Source organism: Paraburkholderia guartelaensis, from assembly GCF_004353905.1.
In the GTDB taxonomy this organism is placed as follows: Bacteria; Pseudomonadota; Gammaproteobacteria; order Burkholderiales; family Burkholderiaceae; genus Paraburkholderia; species Paraburkholderia guartelaensis.
On the sequence record NZ_SMOD01000127.1, the window covers coordinates 1 to 2,843 of the forward strand.

Here is a 2,843-nt window from a genome sequence, read left to right on the forward strand (position 1 = left end):
GTTGTTCGTCGCTCGGTCATCGCGCTGTGGCTCGGGCATGAATCGGTGGAAACCACGGAAATCTATGTCGAAGCGACCCTTGCGATGAAGGAACAGGCCCTTGAGAAGGCAACTCCGCGACGCGGTAAGCCAGGCCGCTTCAAGCCAACGGACGAGCTCCTCGACTTCCTGAACAGTCTTTAGGCTACGGAATTATATCGGGTGATCGCTTGAGCACATCTCTTTGACGGCCCGCAATCTCCTGTCAATTGTTGGAGTTCAATCACGCCACCCGACATAATCCGGAAGGGTACATAGTGCCTCTTATATCGCTGGGTAGATAAGCGGCACGCCTTCGCCACTCACCTGCTGGAGGCCGGCACCGACGTGCGTCGGATCCAGCTGCTGATGGGGCACCGTTCCCTAACAACCACTGCGCGTTACCTCAAGGTCGCGACCACCACCGTGTGCGCCACCACCAGCCCCTTCGATCTGCTGCCGCATCCCGAATCTGCTCCGTCACAGCCTCCTGCGCCCGGGCACTTCTGAAGCCGCCGATGCGACCGGCGCTTGAGGTGGCGGACATCTTCCGCCGCTGCGGCCCTCAGTACCGGCAGACTCATGCCGGCGCCCTCAGTCGTGCCCAGCGTCGTGTCATGAGCGCCATCGAGCTGTGCCGCACCGCTGAGCTCGGCGCACATATTGAGCAGTGCGATACATGCGGGCATCAGCGTATTGCCTACGACTCGTGTCGTAATCGTCATTGTCCGAAGTGCCAGTCACTTGCCCGTGCACAATGGCTCGAGCGCCGACAGAGTGAGCTCATTCCCGGCGTTGAGTACTTCCATGTCGTCTTCACGCTCCCCGAGCCCATTGCCGCGCTCGCGTACCAGAACAAGAAGACGCTCTACGATCTGCTGTTTCGCACGAGCGCGCAGACGCTGCGCACGATTGCCGCCGACCCGAAACACCTGGGTGCAGAGATCGGCTTCATTTCGGTCCTGCACACGTGGGGGCAGAATCTGCTGCACCATCCCCACGTGCATTGCGTCGTACCTGGAGGTGGCATTGCGCCGGACAGCGAGCGCTGGATCGCCTGCCGGTCCGGCTTCTTCCTGCCGGTGCGGGTGCTTTCGCGGCTGTACCGCCGCCTGTTCCTCGAGCAATTGCGGCGTGCGTTCGACGCCGGCGCGCTGCGCCTGCATGGCCAGCTTCAGCCCCTGCGCGATCCCAAGGCGTTCGCCGCGTGGCTTGCGCCTGCCGCACAGGCCGAATGGGTGGTCTACGCGAAACCACCCTTCGGTGGCGCCAGGCAGGTGCTCGACTACCTGGGCCGCTACACGCATCGCGTTGCCATCTCGAACGACCGCTTGCTGCGTTTCGATGCCGAATCGGTCCTGTTCCGCTGGAAGGACTACCGGCACCAGGCCCGGCACAGGACCATGACGCTGACGGCCGACGAGTTCATGCGCCGCTTCCTGCTGCATGTACTGCCGGATGGCTTCAAGCGCATCCGCAGCTACGGGTGGCTCGCCAACTGTCATCGGGCAGCGCGACTCGCCACCTGTCGGCGGCTGCTCGGTGCTGAGCCTCCCGCCGCTGCATCACCAGCCATAGGAGAGGACTACCGTGACCGCTATCTGCGGCTCACCGGCAGGTCGTTGCGCGACTGCCCCGTGTGCGGCCAGGGCCACATGGTCCGCCTCGAGGGCGGTGTGCCTGGCATCCTGCCGAGGGCACCGCCGGATCCGACCCATGTGCGCTGACCGGCGCCAGTATGATCCTCCGCCACGTTGGTCTTCCCCGATACGGCCAACGCGAACTCGCTCGTGCGCCGGCGTCCACGCGCCCATTACACTGTCGCGAAACCCAACACTATCTGTCCTTGGACCCCGCATTCGCGCTGATTTTGCGCGACCGGCTCGTGCCATTCGTGTGGTTCCCGCGTGCGATAGCCACGCCTGTGGCATCGCGAATCATCGCGGCGATCATTCAACGCCCATAGACGCCAGCGCCTGTGGCGCGGTTTAGCACAAGAACTTTTTTGATTACCGATCGCGGGCGGGCATCGCCAGGCATCGTCAGGCGTCAGTAGCCGCGATCGCCAACCAAAAAACTCTCTGCAAACTGTCAAATCGCCATTCGCTGCCACCTGCTGAGTCCATCCGTCAGGAAAACGCGACTAACGGTCTTGCGCCATGTCGCCCCCCACACAGGTCGACCGCGCCAAACCCGGTCTTCAGGCAGATGGGTAGCCGCGCCGATGGCGCACTGCTGTCGCAGCCGAAGTCCTATGGCTGCGACGTCTTGATTGCGCGTAGCGGGGATGAACCGGGCCGCTGACCCACGTCGCCAGTGTCTCCGATCCAGTGGAGGGCAATCACGAAGGAGCATATATCTCGTACTGCAAAATAATTCTGCCGTGGGATCGGCCGCATTTTTTCGATACATATACGTGTGGCCCGCCAGACAGGATGGCAGTACCGATCAGGCTGTCCACCTTTTTCCCACTGTCCGTGGAGACGGCGCCGACAGATGACTGACGCCAATTGGAGCCAAAGACGCTTGACGGCCGAGGCTGTGTAAAAACGCATCGATCGCCTAGACTGAATCAACCCGTTGTTGCGAGAGGCGAAGATGGGGCGATTTGTCGAAGGTGCGGACCGCAATCAGGCGACGCTGCTGCCGGAATGTCTCGAGGACTTCATCGCAGAAGACAATCCGGTCAGAATCGTCGACGCATTCGTTGAAGAACTCGATCTGGCTTCTTTGGGATTTGAAGGGGCCACGCCTGCGACCACAGGCCGGCCGTCTTACCACCCGGCAGTGCTACTCAAGATCTACATCTACGGCTATCTCAATCG

At 61.9% G+C, this 2,843-nt stretch carries 2 protein-coding genes and 2 pseudogenes; all 4 read left to right on the forward strand.

The features are described 5' to 3' along the window. Positions 1–183: pseudogene (locus tag E1N52_RS43375) on the forward strand (integrase); the annotation flags it as partial. 153 nt (positions 184–336) lie between these two features. Then, positions 337–528 (forward strand): annotated as a pseudogene (locus E1N52_RS43380) (tyrosine-type recombinase/integrase); the annotation flags it as partial. An 8-nt stretch (positions 529–536) separates the two neighbouring features. Beyond that, complete coding sequence (locus tag E1N52_RS43385) at positions 537–1,745, forward strand: IS91 family transposase (protein ID WP_133191213.1); 1,209 nt, start codon at positions 537–539, stop codon at positions 1,743–1,745. Between the two features lie 871 nt (positions 1,746–2,616). Further along, positions 2,617–2,843 (forward strand): transposase (locus E1N52_RS43390; protein ID WP_133184332.1); only part of this gene is annotated, 227 nt, incomplete at its 3' end.

Bases quoted from the DNA above. Each gene is read 5' to 3' on its own strand.
- E1N52_RS43385 (WP_133191213.1), top strand. From the start codon at position 537: ATGCGACCGGCGCTTGAGGTGGCGGACATCTTCCGCCGCTGCGGCCCT.